Source organism: Parasulfitobacter algicola, assembly GCF_013315265.1.
In the GTDB taxonomy this organism is placed as follows: Bacteria; Pseudomonadota; Alphaproteobacteria; order Rhodobacterales; family Rhodobacteraceae; genus Parasulfitobacter; species Parasulfitobacter algicola.
Map to the genome: position 1 here is coordinate 511,254 of NZ_JABUFE010000001.1, position 26,145 is coordinate 537,398.

At 52.2% G+C, this 26,145-nt stretch carries 23 protein-coding genes and 1 pseudogene; all 24 read left to right on the forward strand.

The window, feature by feature from the left end; translation table 11 throughout:
• Positions 1 to 127 precede the first annotated feature (127 nt).
• Positions 128 to 727 carry an RNA polymerase sigma factor gene (locus tag HRQ87_RS02535; protein ID WP_174134874.1) on the forward strand — a complete coding sequence of 200 codons (600 nt, stop codon included), beginning with the start codon at positions 128 to 130 and terminating at the stop codon, positions 725 to 727.
• Positions 714 to 1,346, forward strand: a complete 633-nt coding sequence (locus HRQ87_RS02540; protein WP_174134875.1) for an anti-sigma factor family protein — start codon at positions 714 to 716, stop codon at positions 1,344 to 1,346. The genes HRQ87_RS02535 and HRQ87_RS02540 overlap by 14 nt, the downstream gene beginning before the upstream one ends.
• Positions 1,343 to 2,512, forward strand: a complete 1,170-nt coding sequence (locus HRQ87_RS02545) for a S8 family peptidase (RefSeq protein WP_174134877.1) — start codon at positions 1,343 to 1,345, stop codon at positions 2,510 to 2,512. Before HRQ87_RS02540 ends, HRQ87_RS02545 begins: the two co-directional genes overlap by 4 nt.
• Entirely contained in the window at positions 2,509 to 3,570 is a 1,062-nt protein-coding gene (locus HRQ87_RS02550) for a peptidoglycan-binding domain-containing protein (protein ID WP_174134879.1), read from the forward strand. Before HRQ87_RS02545 ends, HRQ87_RS02550 begins: the two co-directional genes overlap by 4 nt.
• 59 nt (positions 3,571 to 3,629) lie before the next feature.
• Positions 3,630 to 4,502, forward strand: a complete 873-nt coding sequence (locus tag HRQ87_RS02555; RefSeq protein ID WP_174134881.1) for a Tll0287-like domain-containing protein — start codon at positions 3,630 to 3,632, stop codon at positions 4,500 to 4,502.
• Positions 4,495 to 5,865, forward strand: coding sequence for a serine/threonine-protein kinase (locus HRQ87_RS02560; protein ID WP_174134883.1), 1,371 nt, complete (start codon positions 4,495 to 4,497; stop codon positions 5,863 to 5,865). The genes HRQ87_RS02555 and HRQ87_RS02560 overlap by 8 nt, the downstream gene beginning before the upstream one ends.
• A gap of 62 nt (positions 5,866 to 5,927) precedes the next feature.
• Positions 5,928 to 6,953 (forward strand): type VI secretion system protein TssA, encoded by a 1,026-nt coding sequence (gene tssA, locus HRQ87_RS02565; protein WP_174134885.1) that lies wholly within the window; start codon positions 5,928 to 5,930, stop codon positions 6,951 to 6,953.
• Between the two features lie 65 nt (positions 6,954 to 7,018).
• A complete protein-coding gene (gene tssB / locus HRQ87_RS02570; RefSeq protein WP_174134887.1) occupies positions 7,019 to 7,528 on the forward strand; it encodes a type VI secretion system contractile sheath small subunit in 510 nt (169 codons plus the stop codon).
• A 3-nt stretch (positions 7,529 to 7,531) separates the two neighbouring features.
• The gene (tssC, locus tag HRQ87_RS02575; protein ID WP_174134889.1) at positions 7,532 to 9,028 is read left to right on the forward strand and encodes a type VI secretion system contractile sheath large subunit; all 1,497 of its coding nucleotides are present in this window, start codon (positions 7,532 to 7,534) and stop codon (positions 9,026 to 9,028) included.
• 73 nt (positions 9,029 to 9,101) lie between these two features.
• The gene (locus HRQ87_RS02580) at positions 9,102 to 9,638 is read left to right on the forward strand and encodes an Hcp family type VI secretion system effector (protein WP_174134891.1); all 537 of its coding nucleotides are present in this window, start codon (positions 9,102 to 9,104) and stop codon (positions 9,636 to 9,638) included.
• A gap of 58 nt (positions 9,639 to 9,696) precedes the next feature.
• The gene (locus HRQ87_RS02585; RefSeq protein ID WP_174134893.1) at positions 9,697 to 10,533 is read left to right on the forward strand and encodes a type VI secretion system accessory protein TagJ; all 837 of its coding nucleotides are present in this window, start codon (positions 9,697 to 9,699) and stop codon (positions 10,531 to 10,533) included.
• Positions 10,526 to 11,023 carry a type VI secretion system baseplate subunit TssE gene (tssE, locus tag HRQ87_RS02590; RefSeq protein WP_174134895.1) on the forward strand — a complete coding sequence of 166 codons (498 nt, stop codon included), beginning with the start codon at positions 10,526 to 10,528 and terminating at the stop codon, positions 11,021 to 11,023. The genes HRQ87_RS02585 and tssE overlap by 8 nt, the downstream gene beginning before the upstream one ends.
• 5 nt (positions 11,024 to 11,028) lie before the next feature.
• Positions 11,029 to 12,903, forward strand: a complete 1,875-nt coding sequence (tssF, locus tag HRQ87_RS02595) for a type VI secretion system baseplate subunit TssF (RefSeq protein ID WP_174134897.1) — start codon at positions 11,029 to 11,031, stop codon at positions 12,901 to 12,903.
• Positions 12,867 to 13,886: a type VI secretion system baseplate subunit TssG gene (tssG, locus tag HRQ87_RS02600; protein ID WP_174134899.1), complete on the forward strand. Its 1,020-nt coding sequence runs from the start codon at positions 12,867 to 12,869 to the stop codon at positions 13,884 to 13,886. Before tssF ends, tssG begins: the two co-directional genes overlap by 37 nt.
• 28 nt (positions 13,887 to 13,914) lie before the next feature.
• Positions 13,915 to 16,614 (forward strand): type VI secretion system ATPase TssH, encoded by a 2,700-nt coding sequence (gene tssH, locus HRQ87_RS02605; protein WP_174134901.1) that lies wholly within the window; start codon positions 13,915 to 13,917, stop codon positions 16,612 to 16,614.
• A gap of 175 nt (positions 16,615 to 16,789) precedes the next feature.
• Positions 16,790 to 17,953, forward strand: coding sequence for a hypothetical protein (locus HRQ87_RS02610; RefSeq protein ID WP_174134903.1), 1,164 nt, complete (start codon positions 16,790 to 16,792; stop codon positions 17,951 to 17,953).
• A gap of 95 nt (positions 17,954 to 18,048) precedes the next feature.
• Positions 18,049 to 18,519, forward strand: a pseudogene (gene tssB, locus HRQ87_RS20140) (type VI secretion system contractile sheath small subunit); the annotation flags it as partial.
• Between the two features lie 330 nt (positions 18,520 to 18,849).
• Entirely contained in the window at positions 18,850 to 20,859 is a 2,010-nt protein-coding gene (locus tag HRQ87_RS20145) for a type VI secretion system contractile sheath domain-containing protein (protein ID WP_343035133.1), read from the forward strand.
• On the forward strand, positions 20,859 to 21,158 hold the full coding sequence (locus tag HRQ87_RS02620) for a hypothetical protein (protein WP_174134907.1): 300 nt from the start codon (positions 20,859 to 20,861) through the stop codon (positions 21,156 to 21,158). The genes HRQ87_RS20145 and HRQ87_RS02620 overlap by 1 nt, the downstream gene beginning before the upstream one ends.
• 27 nt (positions 21,159 to 21,185) lie before the next feature.
• Complete coding sequence (locus HRQ87_RS02625; RefSeq protein WP_174134909.1) at positions 21,186 to 23,312, forward strand: type VI secretion system Vgr family protein; 2,127 nt, start codon at positions 21,186 to 21,188, stop codon at positions 23,310 to 23,312.
• Positions 23,313 to 23,323: 11 nt separating this feature from the next.
• Positions 23,324 to 23,962, forward strand: a complete 639-nt coding sequence (locus HRQ87_RS02630; protein WP_217430352.1) for a DUF6931 family protein — start codon at positions 23,324 to 23,326, stop codon at positions 23,960 to 23,962.
• Between the two features lie 27 nt (positions 23,963 to 23,989).
• On the forward strand, positions 23,990 to 24,280 hold the full coding sequence (locus tag HRQ87_RS02635; protein WP_174134911.1) for a PAAR domain-containing protein: 291 nt from the start codon (positions 23,990 to 23,992) through the stop codon (positions 24,278 to 24,280).
• Between the two features lie 5 nt (positions 24,281 to 24,285).
• On the forward strand, positions 24,286 to 25,659 hold the full coding sequence (gene tagH / locus HRQ87_RS02640) for a type VI secretion system-associated FHA domain protein TagH (RefSeq protein ID WP_174134913.1): 1,374 nt from the start codon (positions 24,286 to 24,288) through the stop codon (positions 25,657 to 25,659).
• Positions 25,660 to 25,670: 11 nt separating this feature from the next.
• Complete coding sequence (gene tssJ / locus HRQ87_RS02645) at positions 25,671 to 26,114, forward strand: type VI secretion system lipoprotein TssJ (protein ID WP_174134915.1); 444 nt, start codon at positions 25,671 to 25,673, stop codon at positions 26,112 to 26,114.
• Positions 26,115 to 26,145 lie beyond the last annotated feature (31 nt).

The following is a 26,145-nucleotide window of genomic DNA, read 5'->3' on the forward strand; positions in this document are numbered from 1 at the left end:
CTGTGTCGACCGCCCCCCAAACATCAACCCGTGAATTTTAGTTCCGCAAAGTTTGTGGGGCCGGGGAATGAACCTTTTGGTCGCAGCGCGGGACTTATCACCAGAGACAAGAAAGTGAAGCCGCGTCATGCGTATACTCAAGTCAATCCGAACCCGGTCCAATGGGTCGGCGCATCAGTCAGATGAAGCCTTGCTTTCTGCCATCGCGCAGAAAGATATGAACGCGTTTGAACACATCCATCGTAAATACTTTCCGAAACTGATGCATTTTGCGAAACGGATTGCTGACAATCAGGAAGCTGCAGAAGAAGTTGCAAACGACGTTCTGATGACTGTCTGGCGCACCGCCGATCGGTTTGAAGGACGATCAAAGCCATCGACCTGGATGTTCGGTATCGCTTATCGCATGGCCCTGAAGCAGCGCCAAAAACTTGGTTTGCGCCGGGGCGATGTCGCGCTGGATGAAAATATGGTCAGCGATAACAAAGACACCGCAGACGCGGTTATTCTGACAAGAGACCTGTCCAAAGCCCTGAAGCAACTGCGCCCCGAACTGCGGGCAGTGGTCGAGCTGACATACTATAATGGCTATCTTTACACCGAGATCGCTGAAATTCTTGATTGCCCCGTGGGCACGGTCAAGACCCGCATGATGACAGCACGCCGACGTCTGCGCGCAATGCTGTCCGAAGACATCAACATAGGTAATCAGAATGCAGTTGCATAACCCACAAAATCCTGGGCCCGAAGAATGCCGTGGCTCTGTCTGGGAATTGATCCCTTGGTATGTGAACGGATCCTTGCCGTCTGATCAGGCCCAGCAAGTCCGGGATCACAGCAAAGGGTGTTCCCAATGTGCAGCCGAGATCGAACGCCAGCGTCGTCTTGCCAAGGACATTATCAAAATTGACCCTTTTGACGCCCCCCTCTCGCGAAGCTGGAAACATCTGCGGGCGCAAGTCAAAGCGGAAGAGCTGACTGGTTTGCCAACAGCGGGCAAATGGTGGCGCTTTGAGGGATTGCAGGGGGAATTCATCGCACTTGCAGGTGTTGCAGCTGTCGCGTTTGCAATTATCGTTGTTCTGCCTTTTGGAAACAGCTTTGAAACCCTGACGACCGAGGTTGAAGCAGCCACACATATCATCAAATTTCAGACCGCACCCAACGTCACAGCAGACCAGTTGGACCGTCTTCTTGTCGAATTTGATGCAGTGCTTGTGTCAGGTCCGTCTGACGTCGGTATTTACGAAGCCGCAGTATCCGGTGGCACCGATATGCAGGCTGTGGCGGACGCCCTTATGGCAACATCACAGATCATGTTTGCTGCCCCGCAGGTGTCACAATGACTTTTGCTAAATTGATTTTTCCGTTGGTTGGGACACTGATGCTTGGGTTTGCTCAGCTTGCTAATGCGCAGGACTGGCAGTTGGTGGATGCTGATCAGATCACATCAGACAGTTTTCTTATTCTAACCGTACCTTTGGATGATCCTGCGGATCTTGCCGTGATCGCACAAGGAATCGAGGCACAATTTGGTGTACCTTTTACCGCAGAATGGCCGCTTCGGGCCATTTCCGTCCATTGCCTAATTTTCGATACAAGCGGCCATCCGAATATTGATGCTTTGATCGCCGGTATGCGCGCTGATGCGCGCATCAGAACGGTCCAGCGTATGCAGGATTTCCAGACGTATGAGCAGCGTTATGCTGATCCGCTTTTTCCCTTGCAGTGGTCGTTGGACCATATGAATGTGTCAAAAGCACATCTGTTGTCTACTGGGGCGGGCATCAGGGTTGGCGTCGTGGATTCGGCCATCGACAGTACACATCAGGATCTGATGGGCCAGGTGTTTGAAACGCATGATTTCGTGGCTGTATCCCCGCCAAATATCCCCGAGGCACATGGAACCGCAGTCGCAGGTATTATTGCTGCCGATGCAACAAACGCCACTGGTATGGTTGGTGTTGCGCCGGGTGCCACGTTAATCGGGCTTAGGGCATGTTGGGAGGCACCGGGTCGATCCGGGCAATGTAACAGCTTTTCACTGGCCCGTGCATTGAACTTCGCCATTCTGAACCGTGTTGACGTTCTTAATTTAAGCATTGGCGGACCGTTCGATCCGCTGATTGAAGAACTTGTGCTAGCCGCTATCCAAAACGGGATGATCATCGTCGCTGCATCGGGCGAAACCGACCAAATGTCGTTTCCCGCATCGATTGATGGTGTGATCGCGGCAGGCGGGATCGCCACTGGTCGTATCCCGGCACCAATGGTCGATGTGATCAGCACGGCCACGGAAAACCGTCATCGCTATGTATCAGGTTCATCCATTTCTGCGGCGCATGTGTCTGGCGTTGTGGCCTTGTTGTTGGCGCATCAGGCGGACCTGACATTTGAAGAAACCATGCAGGCCCTTCGTGCTGCGATAACTTTAAAAGGGGAGGTTCCGATGTTGGATGCGTGTAAAGCGATACATGCCGTCGTCGACAGCGCGGCCTTGTGCATACCATGATTTTACAGCGGCAGACATATGCTTGGTCCAGGCCCGACATCCTTGCACGCGGTCTTTTGCTGGCCATCGGGTTGATCTTAAGCGCCCAGCAAGCATCAGCGCAAAATGACCGCGTTGTGGCGCTTGTTGTGTCGGTTGGTGACGGCGAAGCGCGTGCAGATGATGTGCAATCCCAACTTCAGTCAATGGGGGTTGAAACATTGCGTTCGATCAATCCGAACAATGCCGAATTACGATCAATGGTGCGGCGTTTCGCGGACGAGTCCGAGGATGCAAGCGCAACTTTCGTTTATCTTGATATGCCCGCTGTTTCGTTTGAAGGGCGCGAATACGTCATGCCGAATGGTGCAGGCCTGTTGTCCTATACTGATGGCACGGGCAGACCCACGGATCTGTTCACACAAGCCATTCCACTTCTTGCCTTTGCGCGCACCGCCGCACAGGCTGAACAAGGTGGTGCTGTGGTCACAACTGTCAGCGAACCGCCAGGCGGATTGCCAACTGGTATGGCTCAGATCGTGACTGCACCCGATCCCGTTGCAGGCGCCAGTTCCATCGTTGTTGTCAGTGACAATACTGCAGATCTGGTGCTGCAGGTCATCGCGGCTGCAGGTCAAGATGATACTGTGGAAATCGGTGCGATGTTCCGCCGGATGACCGTTCATGATGGCGTGTCGGTGTCAGAACTACCGAACGCCCCAATTTTCCTGAAACGCGCACCTGAACCTGTGTCTGTGCCCGACCCTGTTACTGTGGTGCCCGATGAAACGGAACCCAGTGAAGTGGTGGAAAATCCAGTGGCAACTGTGCCGCCTCAGGTCGTGGAAGCGCCCGAAACGCTTGAGGAATTGGAAATTCTGGAACGGTCGATGTCGCGGTCTGCAAAACGGTCAATCCAGCGCAGATTACGGGACCTTGGCCATTACAAGGGTCTTGTTGATGGAATTTTCGGTCCGCAAACCCGCGAAGCAATCACAATTTTTCAAACCACACGATCCGAAGAACAGACAGGTCTTCTGACCAGACGACAACTGCTTGACCTGAGAGTGCAGGGATAGAGCACCCTTTTAACAGCTTCGAGCACCGATATCGCAATCTTTGACTAAGGATGAACCGCATGGGTCTTCGCTTTAAATATAACATCGTTCTGGTTCTGGCATGTGTGCTTGGGATCGTTGCTGCGACAGGCATGTCTTATTGGATTGTGCAAGAGTCCGCAGTGCAAGACGTCGAGCGAGAAATCAATCTTTTACGTGCCAATGCCACGGCTGTGCGATCCTATACCCTGAACAGCATTGACCCGCTTCTGTCGGACGATAATGATATTCTGTTCCTACCCGAGACAATCACGTCTTATGCCGCGCGCACGGTTTTTTCGATTTTCCGGCAGCAGTTTCCTCAGTACAGCTATAAAGAAGCGGCCCTTAATCCAACCAATCCGGCGGATTTGCCAAATGAACTGGAAACGTCGCTGATTGAACAGTTTCGGGCCGACCCGGCACTTGATCAATTGTCTGCGATTGTCGAAGACAACGGCGAACGTTTTCTGACAGTGGCGTTCCCAGTAACGATCAATCAACCTGGCTGTTTGCGGTGCCATGGCAACCCAGAGTTTGCGCCACCGGCTATGGTCGATCTGTATGGATCTGAGAATGGCTTCGGTTGGGAGTTGGGTGAAACGGTCGGTGCGCAGATCATATCGGCACCAATGTCCTTGGTTGATGAACGTGCGCAGGAAACAAGCATTATCCTGAGTTCCGCGCTTGTGGCTGCATTCATCATTGTTCTGATTGCAACCAATATCATGCTCAGTCGGATCGTACTGCGCCCTGTGGCGCGCATGTCACAAGTGGCCGAACAAGTCAGTCTTGGTGATTTTTCCATCCCGGAATACGCAAAGCCCGGGCGGGATGAGATCAGTTCACTTTCGAAATCTTTCAACCGTATGCGGCGCAGTCTGGAAAGCGCCATGAAGATGATCGATGAATGATGAAACGATCATAAAGCCCCGCGAACATCGGCGGATCGGAAAGTACCATGTGGATGGTATTCTGGGCGAAGGGGCTATGGGTGTGGTCTATGCGGGCCACGATCCTGATATTGATCGCCAAGTCGCCATCAAAACCGTCCACAAGCATCTGATTGATGCATCCGGCGACGGGGATTGGCTGGAACGGTTTGCGCGCGAGGCCCGGGCGGCGGGTCGTGTTCTGCACCCCAATCTGGTCACGATATTTGAATACCTTCAGCAAGATCAGGTCCCCTATCTGGTGATGGAGCGTATCCGGTCGACCACCCTTGAAGATCGGCTGGCCGCCCCGGACGGATTGGATTTGCAGGAAGTTCTGTCGATCATGGCCCAGATCCTTGATGGTCTGGCCTGTATCCACGCAGCAGGGATCGTGCATCGCGACATGAAGCCTGCCAACGTGATGGTCACCGAAAACGGAACGGTCAAGCTGACTGATTTTGGCATCGCCCGGATCACCGCCATGGACAAGACCGGCGCGGGAATGATCGGAACACCGTCCTATATGGCACCGGAACAATTTTCGGGCGGCGATGTTGATGCCCGCGCAGATATCTATGCAACCGGCATCGTTCTTTACGAATTGCTGACTGGTAAGAAGCCCTTCGAAGGCGGTGGCATCGAGGCATTGCTGGTCGCGGCGCGATCCGAAAACGTCACTGCGCCAAGCCAGATCGTACCTGAAATACCATCGGCACTGGATGATGTTGTCCTAAAGGCGATGAATGCGGATGCAAAGGACCGTTTTGCCAGTGCTGCGGACATGCGTGACGCACTTGTGGCCGCCCTGCCGACAGCAGACGGGACCGCGTCGATACGCCTTTCGACATCCGCGCGTCCCAAGCGAGATCAGGCAAAAGTCGGATCCAACACCATGCTGAGCCGGATGTCATCGCAGACACTGACACAGGTTGAACGCCATTTGATCGACAAGATTGGTCCAATGGGCCGGGTTATTGCGCGTCGTGCTGCTGCAAGCGCCACAAACAACGAAGAACTGCTTGATATCATTCTTAAAGAACTGACGCAGGAGGACGAGCGTCACGAAATGCATGCATCGCTTTTACGTTTGCTGGCTGCAAATGTGGGGCCTGCGCCGGCTGGAATTTCGGACGATAACTTACATCATCTTATTGCACTTCTCAAGCCGCTGCTTGGTCCGATTTCAACGGTTTTGGTCAAGCGCCATGCGGCGAAGTCCACATCCATCGAAGATCTTGTTCAAGCCTTGTCAGACACGCTGAATGATCCGGCCGAAAAAGCCGGTTTTCTTAAGGCAGCCCAAAGCGACCAACGACCGCATCCTGATGGAAAAGGAATATGAACTGATGTTGAAAATACAAATGCAGCAGCATTTCAACGCGCTGTGCATCAAAGGGAAGCGCTATGCTTGATCTGGATAAACTTTTTAAAACCATAGCTGATGAGGCACCAAGCGGCGAAGATCTTGAATATGACGCTGACTTTATAGAGCTGGAAACGGCCAATCAGCCCGGCGAAGAACGCATGATCGGAGAGTCGGTGATACCGGCGGCAGATCCGGATTATGATCAGGTCATTGATCTGGCCACTGCATTGCTTGACCGCACAAAAGATCTGCGCATTGCGGTGACGCTTGCGAACGCGGCACTTCGGACACAGGGTTTGCCTGCGTTTGAACAGGTTTTACGCTATATCCGAGATTGTCTTGAGAATTTCTGGGACAGCGTGCATCCGCAATTGGATGAAGAAGATGATGATGACCCCACAATGCGGGTCAATGCCGTACTTGGCCTGACAAACCGGACAACGGTTTTACGATCACTGCGAATGGCGCCACTGACGAATAGCCGTGCCTTTGGGCGGTTCTGTCTGCGTGATCTGGAAATTGCAGCCGGAGAGATCACGCCTGGGTCCGAGATTGAAAATGTACCTTCGGCGCAAAATATTTCTGCAGCATTTCAGGATCAGGGTGCTGACAATCTTACTGAAACCATGGCTGCAATTGTCGCCCTGCAAGACCATGCCAAGGCAATTCTGGCGATCTTTGATGACAAGCTTGGGGCGCTTGGGCCAGATCTGACGCCACTTTTGAAGATGTTGCACGATATTAAACAGCATCTTGCCAAGTATACAGATAACACGTTGGCTGAAGATGATGATGTGGCTCCGAACGTATATACGGCAGCACCAAAGGCAACACCGAATTTACAGGGCATCGGTGCAATCAATTGCCCCAAGGATGTTGTGAACGCAATCGACCGTATCGTCGATTATTATGCCCGCAATGAACCGTCCAGCCCGCTGCCGCTTTTGCTGACCCGGGCCAAGAAACTGGTTTCCGCGGATTTCTTTACGATCATGAAAGATATGGCCCCGCTGGGCGTGGAAAACGTCGCCCTGATCGGTGGTTTGGACGAAGATGAAGACTAATGCCCGCGTGGCGCAACCCGCGCTGGATGGCAGATAAACCCAAATAAAACAAAAGGATACACACGATGACAACAAGCAGTCAGAAATTCATCGCACGCAACCGGGCGCCACGGGTTCAGATCGAATACGATGTCGAACTTTATGGTGCCGAAAAATCTGTTCAATTGCCTTTTGTCATGGGCGTCATGTCGGATCTTTCGGGTAAGTCCGAAGAACCGTTACCGTCGGTTGCTGACCGGAAATTCTTGGAAATCGATGTCGACAATTTTGATGACAGGATGAAGTCGATGAAACCCCGGGCCGCATTTAGCGTTCCCAACACGCTAACCGGCGAAGGCAACCTGTCTGTCGATATGACTTTCGAAAGTATGGATGATTTTTCGCCCGCCGCAATCGCCCGAAAAGTAGCGCCGCTAAAAAATTTACTAGAGGCGCGAACCCAATTGGCAAACCTGACCACTTACATGGACGGAAAGACCGGTGCGGAAAACCTGATGGCCGAGGTCATAAAGGATCCAAAATTGCTGAAAGCTTTAGCATCAGCGCCCGCCGCGACCTCCGAGAATGAGGAATAGGTCATGACAAAGACAAAGAATAATACTGCGGACGCGACGACAGAGACGATTTTTGCGTCCTCCGAATTTGCATCCCTTCTTCAAAAAGAATTTCGACCCAAGTCTGATCAAGCCAGAACTGCAGTCGAAGAGGCTGTTAGAACGCTGGCAGCGCAGGTTCTTGAAAACGAAACGCTTGTATCCGACGATGCGCTGCGGTCGATTGAGGGGATCATTGCCGAGATCGACAAAAAGCTAACTGAACAGGTTAATCAGATCCTGCATCATCAGGATTACCAGAAGCTGGAAAGTGCCTGGCGGGGTCTGCATTTTCTGGTCAACAACACCGAAACAGACGAAATGTTGAAGATCCGTGTTCTAAACATTTCAAAGAAAGATTTGTCAAAAACGCTGCGGAAATTCAAAGGCACAGCATGGGACCAGTCGCCTATTTTCAAGAAGCTGTACGAAGAAGAATACGGACAGTTTGGCGGCGAACCATATGGGTGTCTGATCGGCGATTATCATTTTGCCCATAACCCGCAGGATGTCGAAATTCTAAGTGAGATGTCAAAGGTTGCGGCCGCGTCACACGCGCCTTTCCTGACGGGCGCTGATCCGTCGCTTTTGCAGATGGACAACTGGTCGGAACTCGCCAATCCACGGGATCTTACCAAGATTTTCCAGACGCCGGAATATGCTGCATGGCGCAGCCTACGTGAAAGCGAAGACAGCCGTTATCTGGGTCTGGCCATGCCACGGTTTCTGGGGCGTTATCCGTATGGTGCAAAAACGGACCCGGTCGAGGAGTTCGCTTTTGAAGAGGACACCGAAAGCCCGAATTCCGAGACATATTGCTGGGTCAATGCGGCCTATGGCATGGCGCGCAATGTTACCCGATCCTTCAAAGAGTATGGCTGGTGTACACGCATCCGCGGTGTGGAATCCGGTGGAACTGTTGACAATCTGCCAAACCACACCTTCCCAACTGATGATGGTGGTGTCGATATGAAGTGCCCGACCGAAATTGCGATTTCGGATCGCCGCGAGGCCGAGCTTGCAGCAAATGGCATGATGCCGTTGATCCATCGCAAGAACTCAGACACAGCCGCATTCATCGGCGCACAGTCGCTGCACAAACCAGCAGAATATGATGATCCTGATGCGACAGCCAACGCAAATCTTGCAGCCCGTTTGCCATATCTTTTTGCGACTTGTCGGTTTGCCCATTATCTGAAGTGCATCGTGCGCGACAAGGTCGGATCATTCCAAGGGCGCAACGATATGCAGGAATGGTTGCAGGACTGGATCAACAATTATGTTGATTACAACGCCAGCAGCTCACCCGAAGAAGAAAAAGCGCGCAAACCACTCGCCTCGGCAGAGGTGCAGGTGGAAGAGGTCGAGGACAACCCCGGTTACTATACTTCAAAATTTTTCCTGCGGCCGCACTATCAGCTTGAGGGGCTATCGGTGTCGCTTCGGCTGGTGTCGAAACTACCGTCTCAGAAGAAAGCTTAATCCAGAACTGGCGCGCGCAGCAGTGTCTGGGCCGCCAATGATCTTCAGTCTTTAATCTAAAAAGGAACCTACAATGGCAATCGACGCATATCTTTATTTTCCAAAAAACAACGAAATCAACGTTGCGGGCGAAACGCTTGACAGCGAGATGTCACAAAAAAAAGCCTTTGAACTTGAGAGTTTTGGGTTTGGTGCAAATAACAGCATCAAGATCAGTTCGGATACTGGCGGTGCCGGTGGCGGAAAGACTGATTTCGAAGAGTTTGAGATCAAAAAGAAAACCGATACAGCCTCTTGTGGGTTGTTTCAGATGCTGTGTCTTAGCAAACACTTTGACGAAGCGATCTTAGAGCTTCGCCGCGCAGGTGGATCAAGCAGTAAGTCGGGCGCGACATTCATGAAAATTCATTTCCTGATGGTTGTTTTAAGCAAGATGACCTGGTCCGGTGACGAAGATAGTCTTAGCGAAGATATCACCTTTGAATATGGCGCCATCCGGCTTGAATACTTCCAGCAAGATAAAACAGGCAAATTGAAGAAAGCAGACGGCGATCAGGGCGAAGCCAAGTGGAGCCGAACGGTCAACGAAAACGTCTATCGCATCAAGTAATCTGACCCCTTTGGCGGGTGCGATTTTGCGCCCGTCCATATTATTCAAGGTATGCGCCATGACAGCCGAAGACCTTCTTAAACAAGGTGATCTTGACGCAGCTTTGTCTGCCTTGCAGGAGAGTATTCGTAAATCACCCCAGGATGCCCGCCTGCGCGTTTTTCTGTTTCAGTTGCTTTGCATTCAGGGCGATTGGACACGGGCGATCATGCAGCTGAAGACATGTGCCACACTTGATCCCGCTGCAAGAACAATGGCCCAGATGTACCGCGAAGCGATCATCTGTGAGGTCCATCGCGAAAAAGTATTTAGCGGACAGCACATACCACTGATTTTTGGGAAACCCCAAGATTGGATCGCGTGGCTGGTTCAGGCTATCAAACTGCAGGCACAAGGGGATGTAAGTGCAGCTTATGATTTGCGCGCAAAGGCGTTTGATGCAGCCCCAACGATTTCGGGTACCTTGAACGGCACAGCATTTAACTGGATTGCGGATGCTGATCCCCGACTGGGGCCGATCCTTGAGATCATTGTTGACGGCAAGTATTTTTGGGTCCCCTTTACCGCAATTCATCGTATCGTCATTGAGCCGCCTGCTGATTTGCGCGATGCGGTTTGGACACCAGCGACGATCACATGGTCGAATGGTGGTGATGGTATCGTCTTGATCCCCACCCGATATGTCGGGTCGGTACAATCACGCGATCCGTCTTATATGCTGTCACGTGCAACCGGCTGGTCCGGCGACGGTGATAATGTACAGGCAGGGCTGGGCCAGCGAATGCTGGTAAGCGATATGCAGGACTTTGCCCTGCTGGACATCCGTGAAATGGCGCTTGGTGACGCCCCGGTAGTGGCCGATGATCTTGATATACCGGTTTCGCATCATGGCTGATTCCATGTTGAAAGAACGGCTTCAGCCATCTTTGCTGGATAGATTGACCGATGATGCGCCAGAAAAGAAAACCGAACCTGCATCCAACTGGATTATCGATGTCAGCAGACTGCGCGACATCATTCAACGTGATCTGGGGTGGTTGCTTAATACATCAAACATGGAAGCCGAACATGATCTGGAGCTTTATCCGAACGTGGCCAGATCGGTCCTGAACTATGGTATCAGCGATATATCTGGATCTACGGCGACAACAGGACGGGCGAACGAGATCCGTCAGGCAATCCGTGCTGCAATAGAAGCCTTTGAACCGCGCCTTCTGACTGAAACGCTTGTGGTTGATATGCGGCAAGAGGCAGTTGGTTCGGGTGCAATCATATCATTCGAAATCCGCGCCGAACTTTGGGCCGATCCCGTACCCGTCGATCTGTATCTTCGGACGGCACTTGATGTGACGACCGGCGAAGTCAAACTGAACAGGCAAGGCTGACGGATATGGATACGCGGCTGCTGAAACATTATGAACAGGAACTGGCATTCATTCGCGAAATGGGCGGTGAATTTGCAACCGCCTATCCCAAGATCGCGGGTCGTTTGGGCATGGAACAGCTTGAGGTTCTTGATCCATACGTCGAACGGATGCTGGAAGGCTTTGCGTTTCTTGCCGCTCGTGTGCAGCTTGAGCTGGAACAGCAATACCCGGTCTTCACTCAGAACTTGCTTGAGATTGTCTATCCGCATTTTCTGGCGCCGATCCCTTCGATGATGATTGCCAGGCTTAAAGCCGATGCCGCACAGGGTAACCTTGATGAAGGGTTCACATTGGCGCGGGGCACACAACTGCGCGGTCGTGTCCGCGAAGGCGAGCAGACAGCCTGTATTTTCACCACATCTCAAGATACGACACTTTGGCCGCTTGAGGTGACCGAGGCAGAATACATCGATGGGCGAAGTGACTTAGTTGCGGCAGGTCTGGCGAAATATACCCCGGCCAAGGCCGCTGTGCGTTTGCGTATCCGTCGCACTGACGGAGCCACGATTTCAGAACTGCCCATTGATCAGTTGACGTTGTATTTGTCCGGTGCTGCCGCCGAACCATGGCGACTTTATGAAGCACTGCTTGGGCAGGGCGTGGGTATTGCAGGCCGATCAACCGACCGACGGGCTGATTGGGCGGAATACCTTGGTGCGTCGATCCGCCCACGCGGTTTTGATGCCACCGAAGCGCTTTTGCCAACGCCGGGGCAATCTTTTGACGGGTATCGGTTGTTGCAGGAATATTTTGCGATGCCGCAGCGGTTTTTCTTTATCGAATTGGGCAATCTGCGTCCCGCGATCCAGCGGGTGCAAGGCGATACCATAGACATCTATGTGTTGCTGCGTGACGGAAACCCGGCCCTGAAAACGATTAATGAGACCAGCTTTGAGCTGGATGCTGTCCCTGCCATTAACCTGTTTTCGAAGCGCTGCGACCGGATGCATATCAGTGGAACCGAAGTCGATCATCATGTCACTGTTGACCGCACCGCACCGCTTGATTTTGAAATTTATCAACTTGAGACTGTAACCGGTATCAGTGGTGAAGGCATGGATGATATAGCCTTTCGGCCCTTTTACAGCGCTCAGGATTTTACGCCCAACGGCGAAACGCATAAAGCGTATTACAGTCAGAGACGGCGAATGCGGCAACGCTCTGAAAAGCAGCGTTTGAAAGGCGCACGGACGTCATATCTGGGCTCGGAAATTTACTTGTCTCTGACAGATCGCACGCAGGCCCCCTATCCTGGTTCCATCAAACAGCTTGCCATAAAGGCGCTGTGTACCAATCGGGACCTGCCGATGCTTACACCAATCGGATCAGATGGGACAGATTTCACTTTGCCTGAAGGGGGTCCTGTGACAGAAGTGCGCGCCATCGTGCCGCCAACCAAGCCCAACCCCAGTTTGGCCGACGGTCAGCAGGCATGGCAACTGATCAGCCATCTTAGCTTGAATTATCTTTCGATTGCTGACGCGGATCGGGGACAGGCGGCCGCCGCACTGCGCGAGATTGTGGGGCTTTACACGCCCCTTGGTGATCCGACATTGATCAAACAGATGGAGGGCCTTGTCACGGTCGTGTCCCGCCCCATCGTACGGCGTATGGCAGAAGACGTCCTGTCAACTGCCGTCCGTGGCATTGAGATCAAGGTGGGCTTTGATGAAAGTTTTTTCGAAGGCACCGGATGCTATCTTCTTGGCGCTGTCCTTGAGGCATTCTTTGCCAAATACGTCGCGCTGAACAGTTTCACCGAGACCGTCATTCATTCACAACAACGCGGGGACATTACCAGATGGCCAGCCAGAAGCGGAAGGCGGGTTCTGATCTGACGCGCTTGCAAGCGCTTGGTGACACCCCCCATTCCCACCACATTTTTCATGCCTTGCGACTGATCGAGGCCGCCCATCCAGACCGGCCCCGACTTGGTCGGTCCAGACGGCCAAGCGAAGATCCCGTCAGGCTGACACAAGCGGCCGAACTTGCTTTTCCAACATCGTCAATCGCGGCGTTTGAGCAGGATCCAGACGGCGGCGCCCACCAGCTAAGCCAAAGGTTTTTCGGTCTTTTTGGCCCGAATGGTGCTTTCCCGCTGCACATTACGGAATATGCGCGCGATCGAAAGCGCAACCATGGTGATCCGACGTTTATCGCATTTGCCGATATGTTTCATCATCGCATGTTTTCGCTGCTGTATCGGGCTTGGGCCAGTGGTCAGCCTGCGTCATGTTTTGACCGGCCAGATGATGATCCGTTTGACGGTAAAGTGGCGGCTCTTTCTGGCATGTCCGGTCCTACGTTTGACTGCCGGGACGCGATGCCAGATTTGGCCAAGCGTCATTTTTCTGGCCTGTTGGCAAGTTCCACACGCAATGAGGCAGGCCTTGAGGCGATCATATCACAATTTTTCAAGACAGATATTGTGATCGAAAGTTTTGTGGGCAGCTGGCTGCAACTTGAACCGCATGATCGTGGTCAATTAGGCAGTGTCGCATTGGGTCGCAGCGCCAGTTTGGGCGACAAGGTGTGGTCGCGCGAGGCGAAGTTTCGCATTCGCATCGGCCCTTTGGCACTGGATGATTACAAACGGCTTTTGCCCGGCGGGGAAAGTTTCAAACGCCTTGCCGCTATCATCCGTAACTATGTCGGCGACACGCTGGAATGGGACGTAAATCTGGTTCTTGAGGCGGCCGAGGTTCCGCAGATGATCCTTGGACAGTCCGGCGATCTGGGCCTGACCAGCTGGATTGGAAAACGCCCAGACCGGAATGCCGCTGATCTTTATCTGACACCCCCTACACAGCACGCTTTGTGATCTGGGCCCGAAAAGAAAGAAGAACGATATGTCTGAAATTAGCCGCGTTGCGCTGTTTGGTAAGCTAAATAAACCTGGGTTCCAAGCCATCGAAAGTGCCACCGTATTTTGCAAAATGCGGGGCAATCCTTATGTCGAACTGGTTCACTGGATTCATCAAATCCTGCAAAGTCAGGACAGTGATCTGCACAGGATCATTCAGTTTTACGAACTGGATGCAGCGCGTATCGCCAGTGATATCGTGCGCACCCTTGATACACTTCCGCGGGGGGCCACGGCAATTTCTGACCTGTCAGCACATCTAGAGGAATCCGTAGAGCGCGCGTGGATCTATGCTTCGTTAAAGTATGGATCAAGCCAAGTGCGCACCGGACATCTGATGCTTGGCATGCTGAAAACAGCGGGTTTGCGCAATGTGCTGACGACAATTTCGCCTGAATTTGGAAAGTTAAAGGCCGAGCATTTAACAGACCACTTCGACGACGCCGTCAGTGGCTCTCCCGAAGAAGGTCTGTGTGCGCAGGATGGAACCAGCATAAGCGATGAACCCGGTCAGGCATCATCTGCAATGCCACCGCAGATGCAAGGCGGGGAAGCGTTGGCCCAGTTCTGCACCGATCTGACCGAAAAGGCGCGAATGGGCGAAATTGACCCCATTGTTGGGCGTGATGATGAAATCCGCCAGCTGATCGACGTATTGATGCGTCGCCGCCAGAACAATCCGATCCTGACTGGCGAAGCGGGGGTTGGCAAAACAGCCGTGGTCGAAGGCTTCGCGCTTCGAATCGTGCGCGGTGATGTGCCGCCCGCGTTGCGCGCTGCGCGCCTGCTGTCGCTTGATGTCGGTTTGTTACAGGCTGGCGCGTCGATGAAGGGCGAGTTTGAGAACAGGCTTAAGACTGTCATTGATGAAGTTCAGGCAAGCCCCGTTCCCATCGTGATGTTTGTGGATGAAACTCATACGCTGGTTGGCGCGGGTGGTGCAGCGGGTACGGGCGATGCGGCCAATCTGCTCAAGCCTGCGTTGGCTAGGGGTACGTTGCGGACCATTGGCGCAACGACTTGGGCGGAATATAAAAAGCATATTGAAAAAGATCCCGCCCTGACCCGCCGCTTTCAGGTCGTTCAGGTGGCCGAACCCGATGAAGACAAGGCCATCCTTATGATGCGCGGCATCGCGTCGATGCTTGAGCGTCATCATAAGGTACAGATCCTTGACGAAGCGCTTGAGGCGGCGGTGAAACTGTCAGCCCGCTATATCCCGGCGCGCCAGTTACCTGACAAATCGGTCAGTGTCCTTGATACGACCTGTGCTCGTGTTGCGATCAGTCTGCATGCGATGCCCGCAGAAGTGGATGATTGCCAGCGCCGCATTGATGCGTTTCAGACTGAGTTGCAGATCATCGAACGTGACGAAACAGCAGGATCGGATGTTGAAGACCGGCGTGTTCAGGTCATGGCCAACTTGGCTGAAGAAAACGATCGCCTGAAAGATCTAACCGCCCGTTGGGACGCCGAGAAAGCACTGGTCGCTGAAGTTCTTGATCTGCGCGCCAAGTTACGCGCAGGGGGCGGTGTTGTTGATGACGATCAGGCGGCTGATACACCACCGGAAGACACTGCCCTGACCGGACAGAATCGCGACGCGGCACTAAGAGAATTGAAATCCAAACAGGCCGAACTCGCCGAATTGCAGGCGGAAACCCCGCTGATGTTGCCAATTGTCGATGCCCATGCGGTTGGAACGGTGGTCGCGGATTGGACGGGCATTCCTGTCGGCCGCATGGTCAAGGATGAAATGCGGACAGTTTTGAACTTGGCGGAACATCTGTCGAAACGGGTGATTGGACAGGATCATGCGATGGAGATGATCGCCAAGCGGGTCAAATCATCACGCGCAGGGTTGGACAACCCGTCAAAACCTATCGGTGTCTTTATGCTGGCCGGAACATCCGGCGTGGGCAAAACCGAAACGGCACTGGCTGTTGCTGAAACACTTTATGGCGGCGAACAGAACGTCATCACCATCAACATGTCCGAATATCAAGAGGCCCATACCGTTTCCAGTCTGAAAGGCGCACCCCCCGGATATGTCGGCTATGGCGAAGGCGGCGTGCTGACCGAAGCGGTGCGCCGCAAACCGTATTCTGTCATCTTGTTGGACGAGGTTGAAAAGGCCCACCCCGATGTGCACGAGATCTTCTTTCAGGTCTTCGATAAGGGCATGATGGAAGACGGCGAAGGGCGCATGATCGATTTTCGCAACACGCTGATCCTGCTGACATCAAATGTGGGGTCGGACGTGATCATGGATCTTTGCGCCGACCCTGAACTTATGCCAGACCCCGAAGGTGTGACCAAGGCCCTGCGCGACCCGTTGTTGAAGGTTTTCCCCGCGGCATTGCTGGGTCGGATCGTCACAATTCCGTATTACCCGCTGAACCCCGATATGATCGGCGCCATCACACGGCTGCAACTGGGCCGGATCGAACAGCGCGTCCACGACACCTATTCAGTGCCGTTCACCTATACCGACGGCGTGGTCGATACGATTGTGTCACGATGTCAGGAATTGGAAAGTGGCGGACGCATGATCGACGCCATCGTGACCAACACAATGCTGCCTGCAATCTCGACCGAGTTTCTGACCCGCATGCTGGATGGTGAAACGGTCAAACGCGTGGCGATTGATGTGGCTGACGGGGATTTCACCTATGGGTTTTCCTGAGGCGATCAGGAAAATTAGAAATTTCTGCTGACCATACGAACCTTACGGCGATTTTTCGGCACTTATTAGACGACACAAGGCGGACAGGATGATCAATCCATTTTCGCCGCAAACAAACACGCCATGACGATAGCCGTATCTTACAGAGCGCGCATTTTGAAAATAGGAGAAAATGATGGCTACTAATTTAGTTTTGATCGAAAACGACATCCGGAAAATGCTTATCGAACGGGTGAAGCCAAAAGGCATTGAAGTGAAAGGCAAGGTTCTTTGCAAATGCGTGGCCGTTGTCGATGATGAAGTTTTCAAAGCCGTTAAACAACCACGGGTTCAGGAAAAACTAACCCTTGCCGCAGGTAAGGTTTATAATGCTACAGTCGACAAAATCGCAAAAGATTTGATGGTTTTTGATAAGATATATGTACGCACCCCAGACCCCGACGAACGCTATAAGATCATTCAAAAACTTGAAATATCAGTAAAAAAACAACTGGCAGATCTTGAGAAAAAAGGTGTGGCCGCTGCCAATATGGTCTGGCAACAGATGCAAAAAGACCAAGCCGAACTGCAAGCCTTCAAGATTAAAATGGGCATGAAAATCGCAAAAGATGCCATTGAATTGACAGGTCTGGCTGTTTCAGCTGTCGGTACCGGTGGGCTTGCTCTTATTCCGGCTTCTCTTGAATTGGCCAGAGTGACCTTTCGGATGGGTCGTCTGATTGCAAAACTTGCCAAAGACGCTGACAAAACTCAGAAAAATATTACTAAAAATCTAGCAAAGCTTCAAAAAAGCTACAACGCAAACAAGAAAAATGCTCTTGGTGCTAAGGAAACTGGCAAAACTATTCTGAACAAGGTTTTCGGCTCTGATTACACCAAGACAATCAGTTCGGTTAAAGCCGACAATAAGATTTATCTTAATAAACTCATAGATATAGATCAAAAAGCAGACACTATGTCTGGCGCGTTGGATAAGCTTCTAAAACAGATGCAAAAGATTTCCAAAACGCCCGAAGGAAAGTCATCGGCAAAAGTCAAAAAACAAATCACTTCCATTGAGACAAAAGTGAATAATCTCCTTTCTAAGATAAGCAACCTGAACACAAAGCTAGATGGTGGGCGGGACTTCCAGAAAAACACTGACGATGCTCTGAATGAACTTGAAAATATGAAAACTGATAAGTGGAAGAAAATTCAGGCAGGTGCAGCATTTGTGACAGATGTCGTCTTGGCCGTTGAGGATCCAACAGAACTATCTGATTGGTTCGAAGCCGCAGTGGGGCAATTAGAAACCCTTGTTGAAGAAGAACAGGTGAGAATGGGCGCGCCTGTTGGTTAATGATGGCACGCCGTCATTTTTAAACCCCTCTTACAAAGAAAAGGCCGGTTCGCGCGAAACTATGCCCGCGATCGGCCGATATATGGAGAACCCCGATGGATAGCGGTCAGAAATTTGTTGCGCGCAACCGGGCGCCGCGCGTGCAAATCGAATATGATGTCGAGCTGTATGGCGCTGAGAAAAAAGTACAGTTGCCATTCATCATGGGGGTTATGTCCGATCTGTCAGGCAAGTCGGCCGAGCCGCTGCCAGCTGTCGCTGACCGTAAATTTCTTGAGATAGATGTTGATAACTTTGATGACAGAATGAAGGCCATCAAGCCGCGGGCCGCTTTCAACGTTCCAAACACGCTGACCGGCCAGGGCAATCTGTCTGTTGAACTTGACTTTGAACAAATGGATGATTTTTCGCCCGCTGCAATTGCCAAAAAGGTTAAGCCGCTAAGCAAACTGCTTGAGGCGCGCACACAGCTTGCACATCTCGCAACTTATATGGACGGCAAAACAGGTGCGGAAGATCTGATTGGAAAGTTGATTTCGGACCCGGCGTCTTTTGCGGCCATGGCCAACATATCGACGTTTGGGGAAGATCCGATTGATAAGGAAAATGCGCTTGAAAGCCTGCGCGCTGCTAAGGTTGATGTGACAAGCGCCGATAATACAAAGGCCAAAGTTGATGCGGCTTTTGAAGAATTACGACAGGTTTCCGACGCGATTACCGAAGACAATACCCCATCTGAAACGGCTAATGCTTTGGATGCATTAACCAATGCTGCGGACGATATGGCGGCAAATGCCATGCAGGCAGAAAGCACGACAGATATTCTGGAAACTGTGATTTCAGAAACGGGCACCGATGTATCCGACACAAGCATACCCGACGATGAAAGTCTTGGTATGGATGCGCCCATTGATACAGACGACGGCGAACAGGAAGACGAAAGCGCCGTTATAGATGGTGATCTGGGTTTAGACGAATTTATTAAAGAAAACGACCCGGACCAAAACAGTGACGCCACCAGTCAAGACGAAGATACGCTGGATATAAGTGAAATTCGCGATGAAGCCGACAGCGCAGATGATACACTGCAAACAGACGACGAAACAGTCATCGATGAACCATTTGGGACGATGTCGGCAGAACGCCCTGCGGATCTGGATCAGATATCTGGAAAATTCCGCATCGCAATCCTTGGCGATTTTTCGGGGCGCGCCAGCCGCGGAAACCTGGAAATCGGACAGGGTCTTGCAAACCGCAAGCCGATCAAATTCGATGTCGATAGTCTGGATAGCGTCATCAGCCGTTTTGCAACGACGCTGGTGCTGCCCATTGGTAATGATGGCACTGGTGTTGAGGTCAAGCTGAATGAAATTGATGATCTGCACCCCGATGAACTTTATGAAAATGTTGCCATTTTTGAAGAACTATCAGCTTTGCGCCAACAGGTCGCCATGGGTGACGGGACCGCAGCTATTGCAGACATGCAAGGATGGGCTGGGGATTTTGGCGGGCAGACCCTGTCCTCGCGCAAGCGCGCCAAGGGAAACGCTGTACCTGCCGATCGTAAGCTAAGCGCATTTCAAGCACTGATTGGTGACATGCAAGGGCAGCTTGCGAAGCCAAGCCCGGCCTCTGAACTGATCGGACGGATCGTTGGCCCCTATGTCCAAGCGGCCCCGGATCCTGCGCAAGACAGCATGCTGACCGCAATTGACGCAGCCCTTTCTGGCGCAATGCGCGCGATCCTGCATCATCCGGATTTTCAGACGTTTGAGTCGACATGGCGGTCGCTGGAATTGCTTGCACGCCGCGTGAACACCGGGGCTGATCTTGAGATCGTTCTTTACGATGTCTCGGCCGAGGAATGGGCAGCAGATTTGTCCGCGCAAGACGATCTGGCCGAAAGCGGGCTTTTCCAAATGCTGGCCGAAGAACCACGTCTGGATGACGCGCAAGGGCCACTGTCGGCTGTCTTTGGGCTTTATACACTGGAAGAAACACCGCCGCACGCCGAACTTCTGGCCCGTATGTCCAAGATTTCCGCTTGGATGAACGCCCCGTTCATGACAGCAATTTCGCCCAAGTTTCTGGAAACACCAAAACATGAACGACACCCGTTGGTTCGCAAGACCTGGGATGCGTTATGCGCTTTGCCCGAGGCGCAATATATTGGCCTGGCTGCCCCGCGTTTTCTACTGCGTTTACCCTATGGACAGAAAACTGAACCTGTTGATCCGTTTGAGTTTGAGGAGTTCGATCTGCGCAGCGGCCTAAAAGGTATGTTGTGGGCCAACCCGGTCGTGCTGTCTGCAATCTTGATGGCCGAAACAGTGAACCAGCATGGAAAGAAGATGCGTTTGGGGCAGATCATGTCACTTGACGATATGCCGTTTCATTACATGACAGACCAATATGGTGATCAGATCGCGCTGCCGTGCACCGAACGGCTGTTGAATACCCGCACCACAGCCGATGTCGTCGCGCGCGGTTTTATCCCGCTGTTGTCGATGAAAGGCCGAAATCAGGTCCGCCAAGGCTCCTTTCAGGCGCTTGGTGCAAGTGAACTGGCTGGACCGTGGGGTCAAAGTGCAGGGTCCACTATGACAACGAATACATCCGATGTGGGCATAGGTGGAGCAGCCAAGCCAGATGAAACCCCGGATGGATCTGAACAGACCGACGGTGCGGATGAAGAGGATACGAACGTCGACTTCAGCACGATGGATACGGACGATGATCTGCCTGAGTTTGATCATCTGGATGATGATGACGAAGACAGTTCGGACGATGACATTGATCTGGATGATTTGTTGGCTGGCTTTGATGACGACGATCAGGCTGCTGACGACGACGACGATGATGAAGAACTTGACCCCGAACTGGCAGCCTTACTGGAGGGATTGTAATGCGCGATACCAATGATTTTCCTGAAAAACCTAACGATGATCATTTGGTCATTGCCCAAGCTGGCGACTCTTACTGGCTATTGGATGGAGAGCCGCATTTCAGTGCGATGTTATCGGGGCTTGGTCCTTATCCGACGCCCATTCAATGCGTTATGTTCACATCCGTCTTTCATCTGACGGAATTTCTGCAAGCCCAAGGCACTGAATTGTCTGCTTTGTGGGGGATCAACCCGGCGATCATCACACGTCTGGAACGCAAAGATGAGATTGTTCAAATCAGCCCTGTGGACGCCGCATAAACCGCCCGGCAGCAAGAAAGAAAAAAGATGGCAAATGACATCATCCTGAAGGGTCGGCAAATAGAGTTGAAGCTGCCCAACAATCTAAAGGGTTCGCTGATCCGTGCCCAGGTCGATGAAGGTCTTAGCTGCATCACGCAAACCCAAATCGAATTCATGTCGACCGATCTTGATCTGGATTTGCAAAAACTTGTCGGGGAACGTCTGTGTCTGGAAATCGACGCACCCAAAGATAAGATCCGTTATTTTCAAGGACATTGCGTTGCGACCGAATATCTGGGGTCGCACGGTGAACAGGGATATTTCCGCGCGACAGTGCGGCCGTGGCTTTGGTTTTTGACCCGTACATCGAATTGCCGGATTTTTCAGGACAAGTCTGTCATTGATATCATCAAGGAAATCTTCGGACAGCGTGGCTTTTCTGATTTCAAGGATAAGACTAAGCATTCTTATACAAAACGGACATATTGCGTTCAATACAGGGAAACCGATTTTGCCTTTATTTCCAGACTGATGGAAGAAGAAGGTATCTATTATTATCACTCTCACGATAAAACTAAAGAAACGCTGATCCTGACAGATGAGGCAAGTACGCATAAAGCTGTCGAGGATCATGGAGAGATCGATTTTTTCCATCGTGGGGCGCAATATCAGCGCGATGAGGATCACATTTTTGAATGGCGTGGCAGCGAAAGCATTCAGACCGGTAAGGTGACATTGCAAGATTACGATTTTGAAAAACCAAAGTCAGATCTGCAATCGGTCAAGGCCTTAACCAAAGGTAAGCATGCCTATAACTCTTACGAGGTTTATGAATATCCCGGCCGGCATGGCGATGTCAGAACAGGCGAACATCACGCCCGTGTCAAAGTCGAAGGATATGCCGCGCATTGCCAACGTTCACGCGCGGCCTGCAATGTTCGTCAGATGGCGGTTGGTGCGAAATTCAAATTGAAAAAGCATCCGCGCAAGGCAGAGAATGCCGAATATCTGGTCATCTCGGCGCGTCACCAATTACAGATCGATACAGATCTTTTGGACCAGGAAATTGTCAATGCCATTCTTGGGCCGACATTGGATTTTGAACGTTCGAACAGTTCGGACATGTATCGTTGTGTCATCGAAGTGCAGCCGATCAACGACCCGTATCGCGCGCCCCAAATCACACCGCGTCCCGAAAACCCAGGTGTGCAAACGGCCATCGTTGTCGGCAAGCGCGGCGAAGAGATCTGGACCGATAAATACGGTCGCGTAAAGGTGCAGTTTCACTGGGATCGCGAAGGGAAAAAAGACGAAACCGCATCCTGCTGGGTGCGTACTGCAGTACCCTGGAGCGGTAAGAACTGGGGCATGATCAGCATTCCCCGCGTGGGTCAGGAAGTCGTTGTACAGTTTGAGGCAGGCGATCCTGACCGCCCGATCATCACCGGCATGGTCTATAATGACGAAACGAAAGTTCCCTATGATCTGCCGTCAAACCAGACCCAAACCGGGATCAAGACAAACCGGACCAAAGGGGGTGGCGGTTTCAGCGAACTGGTTTTCGAAGATAAGAAAGATGCAGAATTCGTCCGCCTGCAGTCAGAACGTGATTTCAAACAAATCATCAAGAATAACGCTGAAATCACCGTTGGTCTGGAACATAAAAAAGAAGGTTTTTTCAAGCAAACCATCCATGGCGACAAGACAGAAACGATCCAAGAAGGCGATCACAGTTTCACCGTCGCCAAAGGCGAAGAAACCATTAAAATTGCCAAGAAACGCACCACCACTGTTGGCGGCGCAGATAAATTGACGGTTGATCAAGACCAGAATTTTTCCATCAAAGGCGCAAAAACAGATGTGATTTCAAAAGGATATGAAATTGACGTCGGATCTGCGCTGGAAATCACGGCAAAATCCAAGATCACCCTGAATTGCGGTGGATCGAAGATCGAGATGACGCCATCCAAAGTCACCATCTCGTCGGCGCAGATCGACATCAAGGCGGATGCAACCGCAAAGCTGACCGCCGGTGGTCAACTGAAAATGGAGGGCAAGGGGCAAGCAGCCCTAAAAGGCGCTGGCATGCTGAAGCTTGAAGGTGGTGGCATGACCCAATTGAAATCCTCGGGTCTGCTGAACGTCAAGGGCAGCTTGACGATGATTAATTAAGGGTGGCCGTGATGATTGATCCCCGTTTCGGCGCACTTAAAAAGGTGCCTGACCACCCTGCTGCCAGAACAATGGCGCACAATAATGTTGTGCTGCAAACGCCGGTGGATGCAGCTGCGAATGCATCCGTTGCCGAGGTCTTGTCAGAGCTTGATGCAAAGGGCGCGCTGATTGATATGCTTCAGCTTTTGGCCCACGCTCTTCCCGCCCGGGAAGCAACTTGGTGGGCATGCCTTTCGGCCCGTGACACCTTGCCTGATGGCAAGCTAACGCCCTCTGTAAAAGCCGCCGAGGCATGGGTACTGCAGCCAAGCGAAGAAACCCGGACGCGCGCGCGCGAAGCTCTTGATACCGCACATAACGAAGATGAAACGGTTCTGTGTGCGATGGCGGCCAGCTTTGCAAATGGAACCTTGGGGCCAGGACAGCACGAAGACTACGAAGCACCTCCGGGTGCTGTTGGTGTGGCTGCTTTCAGCATGGCGTTGACGTCCTTGTTTCATGACGAAGATCAGATCGACACCCACGGCCGGTTACTGTTGGAACGCGCGCTTGATATTGCGCGTGGTGGGAACGGACGGATGGATAAACCAGCCATGACCAAGGCCGCCACAACAGAAAGTGGAGGTCATGCAAATGATCCGGTCTGAGTTCACTTTGATGTTTGAGGTGGCGCAATGACCATGCCAGCTGCCCGCGTGGCCGATACCCATGTTTGCCCAATGATGACCGGACCTGTCCCCCATGTTGGCGGCCCCATCGTGGTACCCGTGCCGACCGTTCTGATTGGTAAGATGCCTGCGGCCACAGCAACCGCCATGGCAGTGTGCGTAGGCCCCCCAGACATGATTATCAAAGGATCGACCAAGGTACTGACTGGCAAGAAACCACAGGCGCGGTTGGGCGACACCTGTTCCCATGGTGGGGCCATCGTAATGGGCTGTCCCACAGTCCTGGTCGGAGGATAAAAGTCATGAGCCTTCTATTGCGTTTCCAGAATTCAGGCGCCTTGCCCGGCGGGCAGTCTTCGGTCGAAATGATGGGTGGAACACTGACGATCGGCCGTGGAGAAGAAAACGATCTTGTTCTGCCTGATCCAGACCGGACGCTGTCCAAGCGGCATTGCGTGCTGGAAAAGCGAAACGGTGATTATGTTATCCTTGATATCAGCACGAATGGTACATTTCTGAACTACGGTTCTGAACGATTGGATGATATTCCGACCCCGCTGAATAATGGTGACGTTATTCTTGTCGGTACGTTCGAACTGGTCGTTGAAATCAGCAACGGCGCCACGGCCGCACCAGAATTCAATGCCCCGCTTCCGCCTATGGATGATGTGCCGGTATCGCCCGGCCCCACAAAAGATGCCCTGCCGAACCACAACCCGATCAGCGCCCTTGATGATGTGGGCGACACAGGCGCAGATTTTCTTGACGACTTGCTTGGTGGACCCGTTGATCCAGATCCACACCACAGCTTGCCTGCCTCGCAAGACGGAATGATGCTGGATGATCCCTTTGCAACACCACTTGCACCAATAGGTCTGTCAGATGGGACCAGCGCCCCGGATCATTCAGCGGCATCACAAGATTATTTTTCAGCGCCACACTCAACAATGCCGACGATTCCGGACAATTGGGAAGATTCGCTGCTGACACCCGCCACACAGACCAGCCCAACAACAAATGCCAGCGTTGATAACGCGCCTTTAGGCGCCGCCTCAAAGCCAGTGACACAGTCACAGCCTGATATGCCGCCCCACGTGCATGATGCCGCTTTGCGCGCTTTTCTGGATGCGGCGGGTGCGGGGCATATCGACATACCTGCCGCCGAGATCGAACAAACAATGGCTCGTATGGGTCGGGTTATGGCGGCGATGATTACGGGCATGCGTGATATTCTGATGACTCGTGCCTCGATCAAAAGCGAAATGCGCATGGATCGCACCATGATCAACGCAGGCGGAAACAACCCGCTGAAATTTTCCGTGAGTGCCGAGCAGGCCATCGAAAGCATGATCAGACCATCGGTTAGTGGCTATCTTGATGCCGATACAGCAACAGCCGAAGCGCTGAACGACATTAAAGCACACGAAGTTGCCACGATGTCCGGCATGGAAGCTGCGTTGAAAGACTTGCTGATGCGGCTTGGGCCCGACCAGCTGTCAGCGCGTATCGAAGCAAGTTCCACCTTGGGCAACCTGCTGGGCGGGAAAAAGGCGCGTTACTGGGAAGCCTATGAAAAAACCTATGCACAAATTGCAAGACAAACCGAGGATGATTTTCAATCTGCTTTCGGCAAGGAATTCGCACGTGCTTATGAAGAACAATTGAAGAAATTATGAAAGGAAACAAGATGTTATCTAAAGTTCGCATATCTTTTGGTATCTTAGCATTGCTTGCACTGTCGGCATGCTCATCAACCCAGGTACCTACCCCGACAACGGTACAGCTTGGCATCACGGGGGCGGCAAACATGAATGGAGGCGCACCAGCCAAAATCAAGGTCTATTATCTGAATTCGCCCGCGATATTCAGATCCTCGGATTTCTTTGCTGTCTTTAATGCAGCAGAAGAAACCTTGGGTGCTGATCTGGTGACGGTCGATGAATTCCAGCTGGCACCGGGTAGAACTGTGACAGATACCGCCAGTTTTAATACGGCCCCCGCTGCGATTGGTGTGGTCGCGGCCTTCCGCGATATCGATGGTGCAAACTTTCTTGCGGTCAAGCCACTGATCCCAAACACCGCAAATCCCGTCCAGATCACTGTAACCGGCAACACTGTCACGATCCGATGACGATCCGGATTCCAAAAGGAGTGATCTGACC

What these genes read in the sequence shown, in the direction of transcription:
- HRQ87_RS02535 (WP_174134874.1), top strand. Translation starts at nt 128, where the DNA reads ATGCGTATACTCAAGTCAATCCGAACCCGGTCCAATGGGTCGGCGCAT.
- HRQ87_RS02540 (WP_174134875.1), top strand. Translation starts at nt 714, where the DNA reads ATGCAGTTGCATAACCCACAAAATCCTGGGCCCGAAGAATGCCGTGGC.
- HRQ87_RS02545 (WP_174134877.1), top strand. Translation starts at nt 1,343, where the DNA reads ATGACTTTTGCTAAATTGATTTTTCCGTTGGTTGGGACACTGATGCTT.
- HRQ87_RS02550 (WP_174134879.1), top strand. Translation starts at nt 2,509, where the DNA reads ATGATTTTACAGCGGCAGACATATGCTTGGTCCAGGCCCGACATCCTT.
- HRQ87_RS02555 (WP_174134881.1), top strand. Translation starts at nt 3,630, where the DNA reads ATGGGTCTTCGCTTTAAATATAACATCGTTCTGGTTCTGGCATGTGTG.
- HRQ87_RS02560 (WP_174134883.1), top strand. Translation starts at nt 4,495, where the DNA reads ATGAATGATGAAACGATCATAAAGCCCCGCGAACATCGGCGGATCGGA.
- tssA (WP_174134885.1), top strand. Translation starts at nt 5,928, where the DNA reads ATGCTTGATCTGGATAAACTTTTTAAAACCATAGCTGATGAGGCACCA.
- tssB (WP_174134887.1), top strand. Translation starts at nt 7,019, where the DNA reads ATGACAACAAGCAGTCAGAAATTCATCGCACGCAACCGGGCGCCACGG.
- tssC (WP_174134889.1), top strand. Translation starts at nt 7,532, where the DNA reads ATGACAAAGACAAAGAATAATACTGCGGACGCGACGACAGAGACGATT.
- HRQ87_RS02580 (WP_174134891.1), top strand. Translation starts at nt 9,102, where the DNA reads ATGGCAATCGACGCATATCTTTATTTTCCAAAAAACAACGAAATCAAC.
- HRQ87_RS02585 (WP_174134893.1), top strand. Translation starts at nt 9,697, where the DNA reads ATGACAGCCGAAGACCTTCTTAAACAAGGTGATCTTGACGCAGCTTTG.
- tssE (WP_174134895.1), top strand. Translation starts at nt 10,526, where the DNA reads ATGGCTGATTCCATGTTGAAAGAACGGCTTCAGCCATCTTTGCTGGAT.
- tssF (WP_174134897.1), top strand. Translation starts at nt 11,029, where the DNA reads ATGGATACGCGGCTGCTGAAACATTATGAACAGGAACTGGCATTCATT.
- tssG (WP_174134899.1), top strand. Translation starts at nt 12,867, where the DNA reads ATGGCCAGCCAGAAGCGGAAGGCGGGTTCTGATCTGACGCGCTTGCAA.
- tssH (WP_174134901.1), top strand. Translation starts at nt 13,915, where the DNA reads ATGTCTGAAATTAGCCGCGTTGCGCTGTTTGGTAAGCTAAATAAACCT.
- HRQ87_RS02610 (WP_174134903.1), top strand. Translation starts at nt 16,790, where the DNA reads ATGGCTACTAATTTAGTTTTGATCGAAAACGACATCCGGAAAATGCTT.
- HRQ87_RS20145 (WP_343035133.1), top strand. Translation starts at nt 18,850, where the DNA reads ATGGATGCGCCCATTGATACAGACGACGGCGAACAGGAAGACGAAAGC.
- HRQ87_RS02620 (WP_174134907.1), top strand. Translation starts at nt 20,859, where the DNA reads ATGCGCGATACCAATGATTTTCCTGAAAAACCTAACGATGATCATTTG.
- HRQ87_RS02625 (WP_174134909.1), top strand. Translation starts at nt 21,186, where the DNA reads ATGGCAAATGACATCATCCTGAAGGGTCGGCAAATAGAGTTGAAGCTG.
- HRQ87_RS02630 (WP_217430352.1), top strand. Translation starts at nt 23,324, where the DNA reads ATGATTGATCCCCGTTTCGGCGCACTTAAAAAGGTGCCTGACCACCCT.
- HRQ87_RS02635 (WP_174134911.1), top strand. Translation starts at nt 23,990, where the DNA reads ATGACCATGCCAGCTGCCCGCGTGGCCGATACCCATGTTTGCCCAATG.
- tagH (WP_174134913.1), top strand. Translation starts at nt 24,286, where the DNA reads ATGAGCCTTCTATTGCGTTTCCAGAATTCAGGCGCCTTGCCCGGCGGG.
- tssJ (WP_174134915.1), top strand. Translation starts at nt 25,671, where the DNA reads ATGTTATCTAAAGTTCGCATATCTTTTGGTATCTTAGCATTGCTTGCA.